The 17,376-nt window shown below is 72.5% G+C and carries 17 protein-coding genes; 5 read left to right on the top strand and 12 right to left on the bottom strand.

Annotation, left to right across the window (positions count from 1 at the left end; all coding sequences use genetic code 11):
• Positions 1-142 precede the first annotated feature (142 nt).
• The 3 genes from ACWCPW_RS11540 to ACWCPW_RS11530 all read right to left on the bottom strand — a co-directional run bounded on the left by ACWCPW_RS11540 (position 143) and on the right by ACWCPW_RS11530 (position 3,434).
• Positions 143-1,837: a phospho-sugar mutase gene (locus tag ACWCPW_RS11540; protein WP_449761334.1), complete on the bottom strand. Its 1,695-nt coding sequence runs from the start codon at positions 1,835-1,837 to the stop codon at positions 143-145.
• A 53-nt stretch (positions 1,838-1,890) separates the two neighbouring features.
• Entirely contained in the window at positions 1,891-2,700 is an 810-nt protein-coding gene (locus ACWCPW_RS11535; RefSeq protein ID WP_449761333.1) for a purine-nucleoside phosphorylase, read from the bottom strand.
• Positions 2,701-2,993: 293 nt separating this feature from the next.
• A complete protein-coding gene (locus ACWCPW_RS11530) occupies positions 2,994-3,434 on the bottom strand; it encodes a gamma-glutamylcyclotransferase (RefSeq protein WP_395866415.1) in 441 nt (146 codons plus the stop codon).
• 36 nt (positions 3,435-3,470) lie between these two features.
• Here ACWCPW_RS11530 and ACWCPW_RS11525 point away from each other — a divergent pair, with 36 nt between their 5' ends.
• Entirely contained in the window at positions 3,471-4,889 is a 1,419-nt protein-coding gene (locus ACWCPW_RS11525) for an NAD(P)H-quinone dehydrogenase (protein WP_449761332.1), read from the top strand.
• Between the two features lie 506 nt (positions 4,890-5,395).
• Positions 5,396-6,214 carry a DeoR/GlpR family DNA-binding transcription regulator gene (locus tag ACWCPW_RS11520; RefSeq protein ID WP_020552647.1) on the top strand — a complete coding sequence of 273 codons (819 nt, stop codon included), beginning with the start codon at positions 5,396-5,398 and terminating at the stop codon, positions 6,212-6,214.
• Between the two features lie 21 nt (positions 6,215-6,235).
• On the opposite strand, the gene ACWCPW_RS11515 is transcribed toward ACWCPW_RS11520, so the two are convergent.
• From ACWCPW_RS11515 to ACWCPW_RS11505, 3 genes are all read right to left on the bottom strand, one after another.
• Positions 6,236-6,991 (bottom strand): hypothetical protein, encoded by a 756-nt coding sequence (locus ACWCPW_RS11515; protein ID WP_449761331.1) that lies wholly within the window; start codon positions 6,989-6,991, stop codon positions 6,236-6,238.
• Between the two features lie 114 nt (positions 6,992-7,105).
• Positions 7,106-8,875, bottom strand: coding sequence for an acetyl/propionyl/methylcrotonyl-CoA carboxylase subunit alpha (locus ACWCPW_RS11510; RefSeq protein WP_449761330.1), 1,770 nt, complete (start codon positions 8,873-8,875; stop codon positions 7,106-7,108).
• Positions 8,876-9,089: 214 nt separating this feature from the next.
• A complete protein-coding gene (locus tag ACWCPW_RS11505) occupies positions 9,090-9,302 on the bottom strand; it encodes a hypothetical protein (RefSeq protein ID WP_395866405.1) in 213 nt (70 codons plus the stop codon).
• 291 nt (positions 9,303-9,593) lie between these two features.
• Between ACWCPW_RS11505 and ACWCPW_RS11500 the strand changes: the two genes are divergently transcribed.
• Entirely contained in the window at positions 9,594-10,124 is a 531-nt protein-coding gene (locus ACWCPW_RS11500; RefSeq protein WP_449761329.1) for a GNAT family N-acetyltransferase, read from the top strand.
• Positions 10,125-10,188: 64 nt separating this feature from the next.
• Here ACWCPW_RS11500 and ACWCPW_RS11495 read toward each other — a convergent pair whose 3' ends face one another.
• Complete coding sequence (locus tag ACWCPW_RS11495; RefSeq protein ID WP_449761328.1) at positions 10,189-11,019, bottom strand: helix-turn-helix transcriptional regulator; 831 nt, start codon at positions 11,017-11,019, stop codon at positions 10,189-10,191.
• A gap of 77 nt (positions 11,020-11,096) precedes the next feature.
• Positions 11,097-11,552 carry a hypothetical protein gene (locus ACWCPW_RS11490; protein WP_449761327.1) on the bottom strand — a complete coding sequence of 152 codons (456 nt, stop codon included), beginning with the start codon at positions 11,550-11,552 and terminating at the stop codon, positions 11,097-11,099.
• A gap of 247 nt (positions 11,553-11,799) precedes the next feature.
• On the opposite strand from ACWCPW_RS11490, the gene ACWCPW_RS11485 reads away from it, so the two are divergent.
• Positions 11,800-13,485, top strand: a complete 1,686-nt coding sequence (locus tag ACWCPW_RS11485; protein ID WP_449761326.1) for a hypothetical protein — start codon at positions 11,800-11,802, stop codon at positions 13,483-13,485.
• 48 nt (positions 13,486-13,533) lie between these two features.
• Here the strand turns inward: ACWCPW_RS11485 and ACWCPW_RS11480 are convergent, their stop codons facing one another.
• The 4 genes from ACWCPW_RS11480 to ACWCPW_RS11465 all read right to left on the bottom strand — a co-directional run bounded on the left by ACWCPW_RS11480 (position 13,534) and on the right by ACWCPW_RS11465 (position 16,275).
• Positions 13,534-14,142 carry a Maf family protein gene (locus tag ACWCPW_RS11480; protein ID WP_449761325.1) on the bottom strand — a complete coding sequence of 203 codons (609 nt, stop codon included), beginning with the start codon at positions 14,140-14,142 and terminating at the stop codon, positions 13,534-13,536.
• 34 nt (positions 14,143-14,176) lie between these two features.
• A complete protein-coding gene (gene mmpB, locus ACWCPW_RS11475) occupies positions 14,177-14,293 on the bottom strand; it encodes a morphogenic membrane protein MmpB (protein WP_395866393.1) in 117 nt (38 codons plus the stop codon).
• 126 nt (positions 14,294-14,419) lie between these two features.
• Entirely contained in the window at positions 14,420-14,617 is a 198-nt protein-coding gene (locus ACWCPW_RS11470; protein WP_395866391.1) for an acyl-CoA carboxylase subunit epsilon, read from the bottom strand.
• A 71-nt stretch (positions 14,618-14,688) separates the two neighbouring features.
• A complete protein-coding gene (locus ACWCPW_RS11465) occupies positions 14,689-16,275 on the bottom strand; it encodes an acyl-CoA carboxylase subunit beta (protein ID WP_449761324.1) in 1,587 nt (528 codons plus the stop codon).
• Between the two features lie 103 nt (positions 16,276-16,378).
• Between ACWCPW_RS11465 and ACWCPW_RS11460 the strand changes: the two genes are divergently transcribed.
• Complete coding sequence (locus tag ACWCPW_RS11460) at positions 16,379-17,197, top strand: biotin--[acetyl-CoA-carboxylase] ligase (protein WP_449761323.1); 819 nt, start codon at positions 16,379-16,381, stop codon at positions 17,195-17,197.
• Positions 17,198-17,376 lie beyond the last annotated feature (179 nt).

Genomic DNA, 17,376 nt, shown 5'->3' with positions numbered 1-17,376 from the left:
CCGACGGCCTGGAGATGGTGAACATCCGGTTCCCCAATGCGGACAAGCCGTTGGCGCCGTGCGAGGCCGGGAACATCATCTACGATTCGACTCGACCGCCCCGCCCCACTCGCCCACCGGCCGGTGTCGGCCGGGAGGCGTCCTACATGCCCAGCGTCGCGGCCAAGTCCCGCTTCAGTCGCTCCAACGCCGCGTGCGCCGCCGCGCGTGCGCCGTCGACGCCGACCTCGGCGATCCGCTTCGGGTCGACCACGACCTCCAGGTAGGCCTTGAGCTTGGGTTCGGTCCCGGAGGGACGCACCACGACACGGCCCGCGAGCAGGTCCGTGCCGTCGCCGGCCAGCGTGTAGCGCAGGCCGTCGGTGGGCGGCAGGCCGTCGGCCGGCGGGTGCAGCAGGTCCTCGGCGCTCGTCACGGCCAACTCGCCGAGCGTGCGCGGGGCCCGCTCGCGCAGCGCCCGCATCGCGTCCGCGATCGGTTCGAGGCGGTCCACCCGCACCGAGTACTGGTCGGTCGCGTACAGCCCGTACCGGGTCGCGACGGCGTCCAGCAGGTCGGGCAGCGTGCGGCCGTCCCGCTTGGCGCGGGCCGCGAGTTCGGCCAGCATCAGCGCGGCGGTGACGCCGTCCTTGTCGCACACCCCGGCCGGGTCCACGCAGTAGCCCAGCGCCTCCTCGTACGCGAACGCCAGGTCCGGCACGCGGGCGAGCCACTTGAAGCCGGTCAGCGTCTCGGTGTGGGCGATGCCGTTCGCGCGGGCGATCGCGCCCAGCAGTGAGGAGGACACGATCGTGGTGGCCAGTACGCCGTCGGTGCCCCGGCGGGCCACCTCGTCGCCGAGCAGCGCGCCGACCTCGTCGCCGCGCAACATCCGCCAGCCGCCCGCGACCGCGGGGTCCGGTACCGCGACCGCGCACCGGTCGGCGTCCGGGTCGTTGGCGATCACCACGTCCGCGTCCTCGGCGAGCGCGGTGCGGAACGCGAGGTCCATCGCCCCGGGCTCCTCCGGGTTCGGGAAGGCCACGGTCGGGAAGTCCGGGTCCGGGTCCGCCTGTTCGGGCACCGGTCGAACGTCGGCGAAGCCCGCGCGGTCGAACGCGCCGAGCATCACGGTGGAGCCCACGCCGTGCATCGCGGTGTGCACGATCCGCACGTCGCGCGGCCCGGCCGGGTCGAGGACGGTCACGGCGCGGTCGAGGTAGGAGTCGATCAGCGCCTCGCCGAGCGTCTCCCAGCCGTCCTCGGCCATCGGCACGTCGGCCAGGGAACGGACCGCCGCGATGTGGCCGGCGATCTCCGCGTCGGCGGGCGGCACGATCTGCGACCCGTCGCCGAGGTAGACCTTGTAGCCGTTGTCGCGCGGCGGGTTGTGGCTCGCGGTGACCATCACCCCCGCGACGCAGCCCAGGTGCCGGATCGCGTAGGCCAGCACCGGCGTGGGCAGCGGGCGGGGCAGCAGCAGCGCGTGCAGCCCGGCCGCCTCCATGACGGCGGCGGTGTCCCGGGCGAACACGTCGGACTTGTGCCGCGCGTCGAACCCGATCACCACCGCGTTGCGGGTCGCGGCGGGCGCGGCGGTGTCGGTGACGTACGCGGTCTTGAGGTACGCGGCCAGACCCGCCGCCGCGCGGATCACCACCGCGCGGTTCATCCGGTTCGGCCCGGCGCCCAATTCGCCGCGCAGCCCCGCGGTGCCGAACTGGAGCAACCCGGCGAAGCGATCCGCGAGGCCCTCCCGATCGTCCGCCTCGAGCAACGCCTCGAGCTCGGCCCGGGTGTCCGGGTCCGGGTCCTCGGCCAGCCAGGCGCGTGCGATCTCGATGACGTCGCTCAACACGGACTCCTCGGTGCGGAAAGGATCAAAGAGGACGGGAAGGGTGCCGCGCGCGCTCAGATGCGCGGCAACACCTGGGTCAGCAGGCGGCCCATGCGCTCGGCGGACGCGCGTCCGGCGGCCAGGACCTCTTCGTGGTTGAGCGGCTCGCCGGTCATGCCCGCGGCGAGGTTGGTGACCAGCGAGATGCCCAGGATCTCGGCGCCGGCCTCGCGCGCGGCGATCGCCTCGATGGTCGTGGACATGCCGACGAGGTGCCCGCCGATCGCGCGGACCATGCCGATCTCGGCCGGGGTCTCGTAGTGCGGGCCGGGGAACTGCACGTACACGCCCTCTTCGAGGTCGGGCTCGACCTCGCGACACAACGCGCGTAGCCGCGGAGAATAAAGGTCGGTCAGGTCGACGAAGTTGGCCCCGACGATGGGCGACGCGGCGGTCAGGTTGATGTGGTCGCTGATCAGCACCGGCTGACCGGGCACGAAGGACGGGCGCAGGCCGCCGCAGCCGTTGGTCAGTACGACGGCCTTGCAGCCGGCCGCGACCGCGGTGCGCACGCCGTGCGCGACGGCCGCGACGCCGTGCCCCTCGTAGAGGTGGGTGCGGCCGAGGAAGACCAGCGCGCGGCGGTCGCCGATGACCAGCGAGCGGACGGTGCCGGCGTGGCCCTCGACGGCGGGCGGCGGGAAGCCGGGCAGTGCGGTGACCGGGAACTCGTGCTCCGGGTCGCCCAGCATGTCGGCGGCGGGCACCCAGCCAGAGCCCATGACGAGCGCGATGTCGTGCGTCGCGGCACCGGTGAGCCGCTGAAGGCTTTCGGCGGCCTCGGCGGCGGCCGTGTACGGGTCGTGGCTATCCAATACGTTCACATCGATGAGCGTAAATGCTGTACCCGCAAAGGGCGCGGGCGGGGTCTATGCGCGTAGAGGACTGTGATACGACCGCAATGACAGCGAGGGACGATTGGTGCGGTTCGGTGGTGATACGTCCGTTCAGATGAGCGGGTGGACCGGGTTCGTGTGGGCCGCCACGCGGACGCGCGAGACCTCGACGCGGCGGGTGTACACACGTGGGGTCGGCCGCCCGAGCGCTGCCCGCGGCCCGGTCGGCCGGCCGGTTCGGTCCTCGGGCCGGCCGGGTGCGACGCGGGCCAGGGCACGCCCTAGGTGCAGGGGCGGTTGCGGAGTTCCTTGACGTAGTCGTCGGGGGCGCCGGCGGACTCGGCCGACTCGGCGACCATGCCGAGGTAGCGCGCCGAGGGCAGGCCGCCCTCGTAGTCGTTGAGCACGTACAGCCACGCGACCTGCTCGCCGAACAGGGACTCCACCCGGACCCGGACCTTGCGGTACAGGCCCAGCGGCATGCCCTCCCACCGGTCGAGGTCGGGCTCGTCCATCTCGGCCAGGTCGTACAAGGCGACGAATACCTGGGACAACTCGTCCTCGACGACCGTGGCCAGCGATCCGTCCCAGCCCAACTGCTCGCCGCCGAAGGTCAGCCGCCAGCCGGGCAGCCAACCGGTGTGGCGCAGAGGGGAGTGCGGGGCACGCCGGGCCATCTGCCGCGCGTCGAGGTTGCTTGCGTACGCGGCGTAGAGGGGCATGGCCGCAGCCTACGCGACGCGCGGTCATGGGAGAGAATGACACCCGTGACTCGGATTGTGATCGTAGGCGGAGGACCCGGCGGGTACGAGGCGGCTTTGGTCGCGGCACAGCTCGGAGCCGAGGTGACGGTGGTAGAGCGCGAAGGCGTGGGGGGTGCGGCGGTACTGACGGACTGTGTCCCGTCCAAGACCCTGATCGCCACGGCCGAGGTCATGACGAACTTCGCCGACTCGCACCACGAGCTCGGCATCTACGTCGACGACGGCACCCCGGGCACGCTGGATCGCCCGATCGTGGGCGTGGACCTGGGCGTGGTCAACCGGCGCGTGCTGCAACTGGCCAAGGCCCAGTCCAACGACATCGCGCAGAGTGTCACCCGCGCCGGCGTGCGGGTGCTGCGCGGCACCGCCCGGCTGGACGGGCCGCGCCGCGTGGTGGCCGACCTCGCCGACGGCTCCGAGCGCACGCTCGACGCGGACGCCATCCTGATCTCCACCGGCGCCCACCCGCGCGAGATCCCGGGCGCGGAGCCGGACGGCGAGCGGATCCTGAACTGGAAACAGATGTACGGCCTGTCCGAGCTGCCGCGCGAGCTGATCGTGGTCGGCTCCGGGGTCACCGGCGCCGAGTTCGCCGGCGCGTACCAGGCGCTCGGCTCCAAGGTGACCCTGGTCTCCAGCCGCGACCGGGTGCTCCCGGGCGAGGACCCGGACGCGGCCGAGGTGCTCGAAGGCGTCTTCCGGCGGCGCGGGATGCGGGTCATGTCGCGCTCGCGCGCGGAGAGCGTCAAGCGGGACGGGGACAGCGTCATCGTCACCCTGACCGACGGTCAGATCATCGAGGGCAGCCACTGCCTGGTCGCGGTCGGCGCGATCCCGAACACCGCGGGCATCGGGCTGGAGGAGGCCGGCGTCTTCCTCAAGGACACCGGACACGTGCGGGTGGACCGGGTCTCGCGCACCACCGCGAACGGGGTGTACTCGGCGGGCGACTGCACCGGCGTGTTCGCGCTCGCGTCGGTGGCGGCGATGCAGGGCCGGATCGCGATGTACCACATGCTCGGCGACGCGGTGGCCCCGCTGAACCTCAAGGCCGTGTCCTCGAACGTGTTCACCGACCCCGAGATCGCCACGGTCGGATATACCCAGGCCGCGATCGACGCGGGCGAGATCGACGCGCGCGGTGTCAAGCTGCCGCTGTCGCGCAACCCGCGGGCCAAGATGCAGGGCATTCACGACGGCTTCGTGAAGCTGTTCTGTCGGCCGGGCACCGGCATCGTGGTCGGTGGTGTGATCGTGGCGCCGCGCGCGAGCGAGTTGATCCACACCGTCGCGCTCGCGGTGGACCTGCACCTGACGGTCGACCAGATCGCCAGCGGATTCACCGTCTACCCGTCGCTTTCGGGTTCGATCGCGGAAGCCGCCCGGCAATTGCACCGGCGCGAGCGTTCCTGACCCGCGGCCGAATCCGCCGGGTGGATCCCGGGGTGTCGGGTCGATCCCTATCGGCGCGGGACACCCCGGGCGGCACCGATGTCAAGATCATCGCAGCCCGGGCCGGGTGGCTCCGGCGCGCGAGGGGCGCGCGTAATTCGGATTCCGCGCCCCTGTGCACTCCACTTACGGGTGGCTTTTCTCGAACATCCGCTGTCCTTCGGGGCCGCCGCGCATACTCGAATCGGACCGGGTGTGATCGCCGCCTCGCGGTGTGTTTCGGTGTCCGTCGAGTCCGGCTGACGCGGAATCAAAATCTGTGTACGGCAGTGCTATCCGCCTCCCGGTGAGCAGCGTTATGGTTGGCCCTCGCGAACGCTGCGGCTTCGCTGCGCCCGGAAACCGAAGCGGTCTTATCACTTTGGTGAACAAGTTCGGGTAAGAGTCGCAAGCGGCTGATAAGAGCCGGTCGTTCGCGTTACCTTCGTCACGTGTTCGCAGCAGAGCGTCGTCAACTGATTCTTGAAATGGTGCGGGCCAACGGAGCGGTGTCCCTTCGGGAACTCGCCCGGGTGGTCCAGACGTCCGAGGTGACGGTTCGGCGGGACGTGCGGGCCCTGGAAGCCGAAGGGCTGCTCGACCGTCGGCACGGTGGAGCGGTGCTGCCCGGTGGGCTGTCCCGTGAGCCGAGCTATTCGCAGAAGACCCACCTCGCGGCGGCGGAGAAGGCGGCCATGGCCGACCTCGCGGTCTCCCTCGTCGACGAGGGGGACGCGATCGTCGTGGGCGCCGGCACCACCACGCAGGAGCTGGCCCGCAGGCTGGCCCGGATCCCGGGCCTGACCGTGGTCACCAACTCCCTTCTCGTCGCGCAGGTCCTCGCCCACGCCAATCGGGTCGAGGTCGTGATGACCGGCGGCACGCTGCGCGGGTCGTCCTACGCGCTGGTGGGCAGCGGAGCCGAACAGGCCCTCGCGGGTCTGCGCGTGCGCCGCGCGTTCGTGTCCGGCAACGGGCTCACCGCCGAGCGTGGCCTGTCCACCCCCAACATGCTGTCCGCGAGTGTGGACCGCGCCCTGATCCAGGCCGCCCACGAGGTCGTCGTCATGGTCGACCACACCAAGATCGGTGTGGACACCATGTTCCAGACGGTGGCCCCCGAGCGGATCACCCACCTCGTCACCGACGAGGACGCTCCCGGTCCGGAGAGCGAGGCCCTGGCCGAGCTGGGCGCACAGGTGCACATCGCCCCCCTCCCGCAGCGAGCCGTCCCCGGCGCCCGCGCGGAATTCAACGGGGAGCGGATGCGCGACATGCGCGTCCCGGGGGTGATGCCCGACCAGTGAGCAGGACCTTGCCGCCAGGTGTCACCCGCCGATCGCCCGGCGCCCCCCGGGCAACGCGCGCCGCACCTGTTCGACCAGGTCCCCGCCGAAGGCACCGAACCCCGTCGCCGACCACACGCTCCGTTCCGCCGGGACCTCGTAGTAGGGCAGGTACGCCCCGTCGGCGACCCGCGCGGTGAGGATGTCCGGCATCGTGTGCTCGCTCCCGGCGACCAGACACGCCCCACACGCCGGTACCGGCGCGGCCAGTCCTCGCATCGCCCACCGCATCGTGGCGTGCGCGGCGCCGTGCAACGGATTGAACAGACACACCGACACCTCGAACCGATGATCCGGGCCGCCCTCGGCCGCGGAATCGGCCGCCGCGGCCACTTCCAGTGCCCGGACTCCGTGCCACACCAACAACCACGCGCCCGCGAGATCGGGGAGATCGTCGGCGTCCCGCAACACCCACGAAGCCGCCTCGCCCGCGTCCAGGGCCCGCAGTTGCGCCGCCAACGCGGCCGGTCGCTCGGCCGGTACGAGCGCCTGCGTGCACCGGGTCAATTCGGCGAGCCGTTCGATCACGTCTTCGCGCAGCCACGCGATCGACGCGGACCGCGCCCGCTCGAGCACCTCGGGCGGGACCGAGAAGACGGCCGGTTCGGCCGACGCGGCGGTGCGCGAGGGCGGGTGCGAGGACCGGGCGCCACGTCGACGATCGGACCACCGCACGCCCAGTGCGGCTCCGGTGCCGCCGGCCGCGAGGGCGGTGGCGATCAGGAACCAGTGGTCCAAGCCGAACCCCCTCCGGCGTTCGCGTGCACGACCGCCCCCGCGCCGACGGGTCGGGCGGGGGCGATCGGAGCGTGCGTCGGGATCGTGGGTGGTCCCGGTGGATGTCCGCCCGGGTCAGTCCTTGATCTCGCAGAGCACCGCGCCGGACGTGACCGTCGCGCCGACCTCGGCGATCAGGCCCTTGACCGTGCCGGACCGGTGGGCGTTGAGCGGCTGTTCCATCTTCATCGCCTCGAGGACCACGATCAGCTCGCCCTCGGCGACCTGCTGGCCCTCCTCGACCGCGACCTTGACGATGGTGCCCTGCATCGGGCTGGCCAGCGAGTCGCCGCTCGCCGCGGCGCCGGCCTTCTTGCCGCCGCCGCGCTTGGGCGCCTTCTTCCCGGCCGCCGGGGCCGCCGCGCCGGACGCGCCGAGGCCCGCCGGAAGGGTGACCTCGAACCGCCGACCGTTGACCTCGACCACGACGGTCTCGCGCTCGCCGGCCTCGTCGGCACCGTCCGCGGCGCCGCCGAACGGGGCGATCGTGTTCTCGAACTCGGTCTCGATCCACCGGGTGTGCACCGTGAACGCGTCGGTCGAACCGTCGAGCTCGGGCGCGAACGCCGGGTCCACCACCACCTCGCGGTGGAAGGTGAGCGCGGTCGCCATGCCGTCCACGACGAACTCGTCCAGCGCGCGCTTGGCCCGCTGGAGCGCCTGCTCGCGGTCGCGGCCGGTGACGATCAGCTTCGCCAGCAGCGAGTCCCACGCCGGGCCGATCACCGAACCCCGCTCGACGCCCGAGTCCAGGCGCACGCCCGGGCCGGACGGCGGCAGCCACGTGGTGACCTCGCCGGGAGCGGGCAGGAAGCCGCGCCCCGGGTCCTCGCCGTTGATCCGGAACTCGAACGAGTGCCCGCGCAGCGGCGGGTCGTCGTAGCCGAGCACCTCGCCGTCGGCGATCCGGAACATCTCGCGCACCAGGTCGATGCCGGTGACCTCTTCGGTGACCGGGTGCTCGACCTGGAGGCGGGTGTTGACCTCCAGGAAGGAGATGGTGCCGTCCTGGCCGACCAGGAACTCGCAGGTCCCGGCGCCGACGTAGCCGGCCTCCTTGAGGATGGCCTTGGACGCGCGGTACAACTCGGCGTTCTGCTCGTCGGACAGGAACGGCGCGGGCGCCTCCTCGACGAGCTTCTGGTGCCGGCGCTGGAGCGAGCAGTCGCGGGTGGACACGACCACCACGTTGCCGTGGGTGTCGGCCAGGCACTGGGTCTCCACGTGCCGCGGCTTGTCCAGGTAGCGCTCGACGAAGCACTCGCCGCGACCGAACGCGGCCACCGCCTCGCGCACCGCCGAGTCGTACAGCTCGGGGACCTCTTCGAGGGTGCGAGCCACCTTGAGGCCGCGCCCGCCACCGCCGAAGGCGGCCTTGATGGCGATCGGCAGGCCGTTGGCCCTGGCGAACTCCACCACTTCCTCGGCACCCGAGACCGGGTCCGGGGTGCCGGCGACCAGGGGCGCGCCGGCCCGCTGGGCGATGTGTCGGGCGGCCACCTTGTCACCGAGGTCGCGGATCGCCTGCGGCGGCGGTCCGATCCAGGTGAGGCCGGCGTCCAGCACGGCCTGGGCGAATTCCGCGTTCTCCGACAGGAATCCGTATCCGGGGTGGATGGCGTCCGCGCCCGAGTCCTGGGCGGCCCGCAAAACCTTGGCCACGTCCAGGTAACTCTCGGCCGGAGTGTTCCCGCCGAGCGCGTGGGCCTCGTCGGCCACCCGCACGTGCAGAGCATCCCGGTCCGGCTCGGCGTAGACGGCCACACTGGCGATACCGGCATCCCGGCATGCTCGGGCGACGCGGACCGCGATTTCCCCACGGTTGGCGATGAGTACCTTGCGCACGATCTGGCTCCCTCCTCAACTGCGGAGAGTCTAGGGATTCGGAGGCGGGCACCCTCGGCCGCCCCACCTCGTCATGGGTACGGCTACCCGCCACGTTCATGGCCATCGGTGGAGCTGCCGGCCACGTTGCCGGTGGGGTCAACGTACTCCCGACGAGGTCGGCGCCGACGCTCGGGTACGGCTGTAACGTGTTTCAGTTTATTGTCGGGCCGGGTCAGCCGCCCAGGCAATCGCCGCCGGACGCGTGTCCGAGCAGTCCGCTTTCGGGCACGTTCGCCCCGGCCATCTTCCCGCAGTGCTTGCAGGCCTTGGCCCATGGATTGCCGGTCGGTCCGTCGGGCCCGTACTGATACACCCACTCGTGGTCGTCGTGACCCTCGGCACACATGTCCCACGCGTTGCCCGGTTCCCGCACGTCTCGCGTCATCCGCCCTCTCCTCGCGTCTCCCGTGCGCAGGCTACGAGCGCGCACGGGCGATGGAGGCCGAAACACGCGAATCGCCTGACGGCGGGCCGGGCCGGGACAGGGGTGGACGTGCGGTCGATCCGGCGCCGGGCGCGGTCGCGGTGGGGACCGCGGATCGCCGGGAGCGGGCCGCGGGCGGGTGCGGGGCGGTTGCTCGACCGGGGGTATTCGGGCCGTGGTGTTTCCCCCGGGCGGGGCCGGCTGCCACGATGTGAGCGTCTACGGCATCCCATGCCTGGGCAGGAGGTACTGGTGGCAGAGGTGTTCTTGCGCCGGCTGACCCGTTGGCAGGCCGACCAACAACGGGAATCCGTCGCGGATACGTACGTCAAGAGCTACGGCGAGGATCCGCCGGGCCGCCCCGATTTCCTGCGGCGCTATGCCGAGCACATCCAACAGCCGGGGTTCGAGATGGTGGTCGCGAACGGCGCCGGCGCGGCCGGTTGCACGTACGGCTTCCCGCCTCGCCGAACGAGTGGCTGGTGGACCGGCTTCCACGGCGATCTGCCCGAGGACGTGGCCGAACTGGCGTCGGCCGGAAAGGTGTTCGTGATCGTCGACCTGATGGTCGTGCCGCAGCACCGGCGGCGGGGGCTGGCCGGCCGGATGCGGGAGAGGCTGCTCGCGGGCACCGACGCGAAGTTCGCCGCGGTGCGGGTGCCCCGGGACAACCACGCCGCGCTCGCCGCGTTCCGCTCCTGGGACTGGGCCCGGCTGGGCGAGTGGCAACCGGACGCGGCGACCGAGCCCGCCGAGGTGTGGGGGTACCGGATTCGCGGCTGAACCCCGGGCCCGGGTGCGCCGCCGCCGCGGTCGGCCGCCGGGCGACGGTCCGCCTCGTTCGGGGTCAGTCGCCGTGCAACTCGCGCAGGATCTGCCCGGTGCGCTTGTCCGCGGGATAGAACGACTCGATCGAGATCTCGGCCACGGTGATGTCGACCGCGGTGCCGAACGTGGCCACGGTACTGACGAAGGACAGCACCTCCCCGCCGAACCGGATGCCCAGCGGGATCGCCGGCGCGCCGGGGCCGGCCGCGTTCGGCGGCTCGCCGCCCGGGTAGCCGCTCACCTCGTCGTACAGCGCCCGCACCAGCGGGTCCGCGGTGATCGCGGCCTGCCGGCGCAGCCGGTGCAGCAGGTGCGCGCGCCACTGCGCGAGGTTGACGATCCGCGGCGCCATGCCCTCCGGGTGCAGGCTCACCCGGTAGGCGTTCAACGGGTCGGTGAGCAGCTCGGGGGCGACGCCCTCGGTGAACAGCGCGATGCTCGGCGTCGCGTCGACGATGTTCCACGCCCGGTCCACGATCACCGCCGGGAACGGGCCGTGCCCGACCAGGATCTGGCGCATCGCGGCCATCACCGCGTCCAGCTCCGGCGCGTCCAGGCGGCTCTCGTTGTACACCGGCGCGTGGCCCGCCGCCTGCAGCATGCGATTGCGTTCGCGCAGCGGGACCTCCAGGTATTCGGCCAGCCGCAGCACCATGTCCCGGCTGGGTACCGCGCGGCCGGTCTCGATGAAGCTCAGGTGCCGGGTGGACACCTCGACCTCCACGGACAACTCCAACTGGCTCAACCGTCGGTGTTGCCGCCAGTGGCGGATCAGCTCGCCGCTCGACCGCCGGCCGGCGGGGCGGCCGGCGGGCCGCTCGGTGACGACGCTCGCGCTTCCCGAACTCATGGCACCAGACCGTACGCGGTGTTCCACGGTCTCGGCACGGTAGGTCCGAAACGGCCCGCCGGCTCCTGCGCGTACGGTCATCGCACGGACTTGCGTGCCTTGCGCAGGGCGAACATCTGGAGATCGGCGAAGCCGAGCACCGCGATCGCCTGGAGCACGATCAACGCGGTGCCCAGACCGGTCGGGTCCATCCAGCCCGCGACGGCCGTCAGCACGCTGTCCGCGAACCACAACAGGTTGAGCCCGATCACCACGCGCACCGCGGTGCGATGCGGCGTGGCGCGGGTGGCCACCCGCCAGACGCCGAGCGCGTACAGCACCAGGAAGGCGCCGAGCCCGGCCAGGAAGGCGGTGGACAGGCCGAGCGCGCCGTCGAAGGCGGCGCAGCCGACCAGCGCGGCCAGGCCCACCGCGCCGGTGGCGATCGCGTCGAGCCGAAGCGCGATCCGCAACAGGCCGGTGTCGCCGCGGACGGAGCCGTCCTCGCCGGAACCGGCGGCCGCGAGTGTCGAGTGCAGGGACTGGGCGCTCATGGGATCCTCCAGGGTCGATTGCCGACATCGACGACTGTGCTGGAGACCGGGTGGGGCGGTCGATTCCCTCCGAGGTAATGTCCGGCGATCGACAAGCCCGCGCGGGGGCCGGCGCACAGATGTTCCGAGGGATGGTCGAGGGACTTCCGGCGGATCCGAAACAGGCGGGTCCGCGTCTCCCGCTTCGGGAGCGGACGGGTGTCGTCCTTCCCTAAGCTGCGTGTAAAACGACCCGGGGGAGACGGCCATGGCCGGCGGAGTGGTACGCAAGGCCTACGAGGCCGGCGCCGGATTCGCGGAGGGCCGCGCGCGGCGCCCCGAACCGGTGGGCCGGCTGTCCCTGGAGTGGGTGCCCGGTGTGCTGCTGGTCGTGCTCGGCACGGCCGCCGCCCTGGTACTGCTCCGGGCCGGCATCGACCCGTCCGCACCGGCCCCGGCCGTCGCGGACCCGGACACGTACGGGTCGGCGCCGGCGCCGGTGAGCCCGGGCGCCGGCGACTGGTCGGTGTGGGACCTGATCGCGGTGTTGTTGCCGTGGGCGGTGCCGCTGGTGATCGGCGGGGTCGGGCTCACCGACAGCGTGTTCACCCACCGCCGCGGCGCGGTCGGCGGCGTGCTGGTGATCGGCCTGGCCGGCGCCGCGCTGACCACCGCGCTCGACCCGATCGCCGCGCACTACGACGGCTCGGGCGACGCGCGCTGGCTCGGCTTCGTGTACCTGCTGCGGTTCGGCTTCGCCGTCCAGGTGCTGGTCGGCGTGGTGTTGTGGATCCATCTGGCGGTGCCCCGGCACCAGGCGCCGTTGAACGCCGCGTTCGCGGCGACGCTCGCGGCGGGTGTGCCGCTGTTGTTCGTGCTCGGCGGGCGGGACGTGCTCGACCCGATGTGGGAGTCCGGTGCCGGTCTGCAGACCTGGCTGCCGCTCGCCGCGTTCGGCTACCTGCTGATCCTGCTGCCCACCGGTCGGGTCCTGGTGCCGCCGGGGCGCGGCTGGCAGGAGTCCCAAGTGGGGGCCTTCGGCGGGGTGTTCCTGCTCGGGCTGGTCGGCGTCGGGGTGGCCGCCGCGACCATCGTGATGGGCGACGACAAGCCCCGGGTGCTCGGTCTGTGGCCGATCGTGGCGCTGGCCGGCTGCCTGGTCGCCGCGCTGCTGACCTACCGGGTGGACGGGATCCGCTCGGTGGCGGGCGCGCTGCTGGCGATGGCGGTCGGGCTGGCCGCGTTCCCGGCCGCGCTGTTCGCCTGGGACCGCACCGAGGGCAACCCGGGCCTGGGCCTGGACGGGCCGGGCGAATACGTGCCGTGGCTGCTCGGGCTCGCCGTCGCGGGCATCGTGGGTGCGGTCGCGGCCCGCACGCTGGGGTCGTACGCGATCGGCCTGGCCGCACTCGCCCTGGTACTGGCCGAGTTCATCGGACCGGCGGCCGGCTCCGGGCATCAGCTCGCGGTGCGCTGCGCGGGCGCGGCGGCGATCGGCGTGGTGGTCGGCGGGCTGCGTCCGGAGGCCGCGATCGCGGGGTTCGGGCTGGGCGCGGCGTGCGGACCGGTGTGGCCGGAGCTGCAGGCCGCGTCGGCGGACTACGCGTGGGTGGAGTGGCTGACCAAAAAGCCCGGGGGCGTACCGCTGCCGCTGCTCGTGCTCGCGGCGATCGCGCTGCCGTTGGCGGTCCTGGCCGGGATGCGCGGCACGCCCACGCCGCCCCCGCGCCCCGGTCCCGGGCGTGGGCCCGGATCCGGCCCGGTCGGCGCCCCGGTGCCCGGCGGCGGTCCGTGGGCGCCGAACGCCTACGCCGAACCCGCCCCGCAGCCCTATCTGCCGCAGCAGCCCAACGCCGGCTCGTACCAACCGCAACCGCCGTCGTCCGGGCTGCCCAACCTGGGCCCCGGCCCGGTCCGCCGGGACCTGAACCGGCCGGACGGGTCCGGCTCCTGAGGCTGCGTCAGCGCCCGGGGCGCAAGCGCCCCGGGCCGCGTCGCCCGATCAGGTCCACAGGTCGACGATCCGCACGCCCACGCCGTCCAGGAGCCGGCGCAGCAGCGGCAGCGACAGGCCGATCACATTGCCCGGGTCGCCGTCGATGCCGTCCACGAACGGCGACGCGTACCCGTCCAGGGTGAACGCGCCCGCCACGTGCAGCGGTTCGCCGGTGGCGACGTACGCGGCGACCTCGTCGTCGGACGGCGTGCCGAACCGCACCGTGGTGGCCCCCACGTCGGACACCCGCAGGCCGCTGCGGCGGTCGATCACGCAGTGCCCGGTCAACAGCACCCCCGAGCGCCCGCGCATGGCCTGCCAGCGGGCCAGCGCGTCGGCGGCGTCGACCGGCTTGCCCAGCGCGCGACCGTCCAACTCCAGCACCGAGTCGCAGCCCAGGACCAGTTCGTCGCCACCGAGGTCGGCGGCGACCGCGTCGGCCTTGGCCTCGGCGAGCAGCAGCGCGAGTTCGCGCGGGGAGGCGGCGGTGAGCGCGTCCTCGTCGACGCCGCTGACCACGACCTTCGGATCGAGCCCGGCGTCGCGCAGCAGCTTCAGACGCGCGGGGGAGGCCGAGGCGAGCACGAGGGAACGGGAGGGGGAGCGGTCGGTCATGCCGCCAACGTACCGGGCGCCGGATCGCGGCCGGTCACAGTCCGAGCAGGAGCAGGCCGAGGATCACCACCACGGGCAGGATCCACACGGCGCGCCGAAGCTGGGCCACGGCGCGCCGGGTTTCCTCGGAGAACTCGTCACGCTCACGCATGCGTCCATCGTGGGCCGCTCGGCACGGTGCGATCTTGAGTACGAGTACTCAAGTCGGGTCGTGCGATAGGCCGACAACGCATATGCCGATGGACCGAATTGCCGATCGTCGCAGAAGTGGGCTCGGTCAGGACGGCCAGGCGCTCGCGCGCCAGGCCCCCGGCCCGGGACGCAGTTGCCGGCGCACCAGCCGGGCCGGCGCGTTCCACTGCGAGGGCGCCGCCGGCTCGGGCGCGACGCCGCCGCCGCGCGCCTTGGCCGCCACCACGGTGACGATCACGGCCAACTCCTCCGGGGTGGGTTCACCCCGCACCACCTTGATCATGGGGACCTCCAGGCCCTGACCGGGTCGGCCCGCCGCGCACGGCGCCGCGGGACCGACCCGGTGTGGTCCGACTACAGCGGGATGTTGCCGTGCTTCTTCGGCGGCAGCGTCTCGCGCTTGCCGCGCAGCGCGCGCAGCGCCTTGACCACGTGCGCCCGGGTCGAGGACGGGCGGATCACCGCGTCGACGTAGCCGCGTTCGGCGGCCACGTACGGGTTGCACAGCGTGTCCTCGTACTCCTGGATCAACCGCGCGCGGGTCGCCTCGGGGTCGTCGGCGGCGGCGATGGTGCGCCGGTGCAGGATGTTCGCCGCGCCCTGCGCGCCCATCACCGCGATCTGCGCGGTCGGCCAGGCCAGGTTGACGTCGGCGCCCAGGTGCTTGGAGCCCATCACGTCGTACGCGCCGCCGTACGCCTTGCGGGTGATGATCGTCACCAGCGGCACGGTGGCCTCGGCGTACGCGTAGATCAGCTTCGCGCCGCGCCGGATGATGCCGTTCCACTCCTGGTCGGTGCCCGGCAGGAAGCCCGGCACGTCCACGAACGTCAGCACCGGGATGTTGAACGCGTCGCAGGTGCGCACGAAGCGCGCGGCCTTCTCGGACGCGTCGATGTCCAGCGTGCCCGCGAACTGCATCGGCTGGTTGGCCACGATGCCCACGGAGCGGCCCTCGACCCGGCCGAAGCCGACCACGATGTTCGGCGCGAACAGCGGCTGGACCTCCAGGAAGTCCGCGTCGTCCAGAACGTGCTCGATCACCGTGTGGATGTCGTACGGCTGGTTCGCCGAGTCCGGGATGAGCGTGTCCAGCTCGCGGTCGTAGTCGGTGGTCTCCAGGTCGGCGGCCTCGTCGAAGGACGGGGCCTCCTCCAGGTTGTTGCTCGGCAGGTAGGACAGCAGGCCCTTGACGTACTCCAGGGCGTCCTTCTCGTCCGCGCCCATGTAGTGCGCGTTGCCGGACTTGCTGTTGTGCGTGCGCGCGCCGCCGAGGTCCTCCATCGTGACGTCCTCGCCGGTGACCGTCTTGATCACGTCGGGACCGGTGATGAACATCTGCGACGTCTGGTCGACCATCACGATGAAGTCGGTGAGCGCCGGCGAGTACACGTGGCCGCCTGCCGCCGCGCCCATGATCAGCGAGATCTGCGGGATCACCCCGGAGGCGATCACGTTGCGACGGAAGATCTCGCCGTACAGGCCGAGCGAGACGACGCCCTCCTGGATGCGCGCGCCGCCGCCCTCGTTGATGCCCACCAGCGGGACGCCGGTCTTGATCGCGAGATCCTGGATCTTGACGATCTTCTCGCCGTACACCTCGCCCAGGCTGCCCCCGAACACGGTGACGTCCTGGGAGAACACGCACACCTGGCGACCGTCGACCGTGCCGGAACCGGTCACGACGCCGTCGCCGTAGGGGCGGTTGGCCTCCAGACCGAAGTTGGTCGAGCGGTGCCGCGCGAACTCGTCGAGTTCGACGAACGAGCCCTCGTCGAGCAGGTACTCGATCCGCTCGCGCGCGGTCATCTTGCCCTTGGCGTGCTGCTTCTCGACCGCTCGGGCGCTTCCGGCGTGAACCGCCTCGTCGATGCGACGCTCGAGGTCGGCCAGCTTCCCGGCGGTGGTGTGGATGTCGGGATCGCCCTGTACTGGGTCCATCGTGCTGGCTCCTGTCAAGTCGAACGGCGGCGATCGGTAGCGTAGCCGCGCCACGCCGGCGAGCATCACCGCCCTGCCCCGCGGTGCCTTCTAGGGTGATCGGATGGACTCTCCTTTCACGGATCTGGACCGCCCGCCCCTGAACGAGGCGGCGCTGCGCCGGGCCCTGCTGGTACCGGGTGGGTTGTGGCGCGAGGTGGATGTGCTGCCCGAGACCGGATCGACCAACGTCGACCTGGCGCGCAGGGCGGACGAGGCGGAGGGCCTGGTACTGGTCGCCGAGTCGCAGGTGGCCGGGAAGGGCCGGCTGGACCGGCGCTGGAGCGCGCCGCCGCGCTCGGGCATCGCGGTGTCGGTGACGCTGGCGCCGAACGAGGTGCCGGTCGCGCGCTGGGGCTGGCTGCCGCTGCTGGCCGGGGTGGCCGCGGCCGCGGCGGTGTCCCGGGTGGCCGGTGTGCGGGCGCTGCTGAAGTGGCCCAACGACCTGCTGGTGGGCGAACGCAAGCTGGCCGGGATCCTGGCCGAGCGGGCCGGCGCGGGCGTGGTGCTGGGCATCGGGCTGAACGTCTCGCTGCGCGAGGAGGAACTTCCGGTACCGACCGCGACCTCGCTGCTGCTGGCCGGCGCCGAGAGCATCGACCGGGATCCGATCCTGCGCGCGATCCTGCGCGAGCTGGAGGACTGGTACACCCGCTGGCGGCTGGCCGGCGGCGACGCGCGCACGAGCGGCCTGCTCGCCGCCTACACCGACGCGTGCGCCACGATCGGGCGCCGGGTCCGGGTCGAACTCCCGGCGGACCGCACCCTGGAGGGCCCGGCCACCGGCATCGACGACGACGGCCGGCTCCTGGTCACCACCACCGACGGCCCCACCGCGGTGGGCGCCGGCGACGTGGTCCACGTCCGCCCCACCACCGACTGACCCCCCGCCCCTCCGCCGCGCCGGGTGGAAAGTCCCACACCGGCCGCGGCGGCCCGGACACCCCCGCAGGCCTGTCACCTTGGCCGCGGGTCGCGCGTTCGTCCTTTTCCCGCCACGCGCGCCGCGAGGCGGGCTCCGCTCCGGCCCCTGCCCGATTTCCACAGCCTCGCCACGGCCGG

It is taken from the genome of Embleya sp. NPDC001921 (assembly GCF_053594475.1).
The sequence above is the reverse complement of the archived record's forward strand: the minus strand, read 5'-3'. Positions and strand labels throughout refer to the sequence as shown.